Here is a 1,410-nt window from a genome sequence, read left to right as displayed (position 1 = left end):
CGAACTCAGGGGACCCATTACCCCAAATCTTAATTGCTGCGCGATGCTGGGGCCGCGATCCCGTTCCCAATCAACTGCGGTGGTTATGGGTCCGGCTTTCGCCAGGACGACGGCGGTGAATGCGGAGCCGGTGATGGTCAGTCGCGGGCAACACCACCCCCCGCGTCTGGGCGACCCCGCAGCGCTTCGGGCTACCCATTGCCGGTCCGATCTTCTATGGTGAACCGTTCGGGTCGCACGAGGCGAACTCGATAATTCCATGATATCAAAGGCTTAAGGCTCGGATCGAAGCCTTTGGAGGGCGGTTTGACGCGGTATATTTCGACCAGGGGTGAGGCCCCGGTGCTCGGCTTCTGCGATGTGATGCTGACCGGGCTTGCCCGTGACGGCGGGCTCTACGTGCCCGAGACCTGGCCGCAACTGTCGCCCGAGACCATCGCCACCTTCTTCGGCCGTCCCTATTGGGAGGTCGCGGTCGAGATCATCCGTCCGTTTGTCGCCGGCGAGATTTCCGACGCCGAGCTCGGCCGCATGGCCAATGAGGCCTATGCCACGTTCCGCCATCCCGCGGTGGTGCCGCTCGACCAGGCCGGGCCGAACCAGTTCCTGCTCGAGCTGTTCCACGGGCCGACCCTGGCGTTCAAGGACGTCGCGATGCAGCTGATCTCGCGGCTGATGGATCACGTGCTGGCCAAGCGCGCACAGCGCACCACCATCGTGGTCGCGACCTCGGGCGATACCGGCGGCGCCGCGGTCGAGGCTTTTGCCAATCTCGACAATGTCGACCTCGTGGTGCTGTTCCCGAACGGACGCATCTCAGAGGTGCAGCGCCGCATGATGACGACGACCGGCGCCGCCAACGTCCACGCGCTCGCGATCGAAGGCACCTTCGACGATTGCCAGGCGCTGGTGAAGGCGATGTTCAACAACCATCGCTTCCGCGACCAGGTGGCGTTGTCGGGCGTCAACTCGATCAACTGGGCGCGCATCGTGGCGCAAGTGGTCTATTACTTCAGCTCGGCGGTCGCGCTCGGCTCGCCGCAGCGCACTGTTGACTTCACGGTGCCGACCGGCAATTTCGGCGACATCTTCGCGGGCTATGTCGCCAAGCGGATGGGGCTGCCGATCCGGAACTTGCGCATCGCCGCCAACGTCAACGACATCCTGGCGCGCACGCTGAAGACCGGCATCTACGAGGTGCGCGAGGTGCACGCCACGACGTCGCCGTCGATGGACATCCAGGTGTCCTCGAATTTCGAGCGGCTGCTGTTCGAGGCGAGCGGCCGCGACGCCGATCAGGTCCGCCACCTGATGGCCTCGCTGAAGCAGTCCGGCCGCTTCGTGCTGCCGGATGCGACGCTGGCCGCCGTGCGCCGTGATTTCGACGCCGGCCGCGCCGACGAGACCGAG

At 65.2% G+C, this 1,410-nt stretch carries 1 protein-coding gene; it reads left to right on the top strand.

Going from position 1 to position 1,410, the window contains the following annotated elements; genetic code table 11:
* Positions 1–306 precede the first annotated feature (306 nt).
* On the top strand, positions 307–1,410 hold a 1,104-nt coding region (gene thrC / locus AKL29_RS00780; RefSeq protein WP_244481657.1), incomplete at its 3' end, for a threonine synthase.

This window comes from Bradyrhizobium pachyrhizi (assembly GCF_001189245.1).
GTDB lineage: Bacteria > Pseudomonadota > Alphaproteobacteria > Rhizobiales > Xanthobacteraceae > Bradyrhizobium > Bradyrhizobium pachyrhizi.
This window is presented reverse-complemented; position numbering and strand designations above follow the sequence as displayed.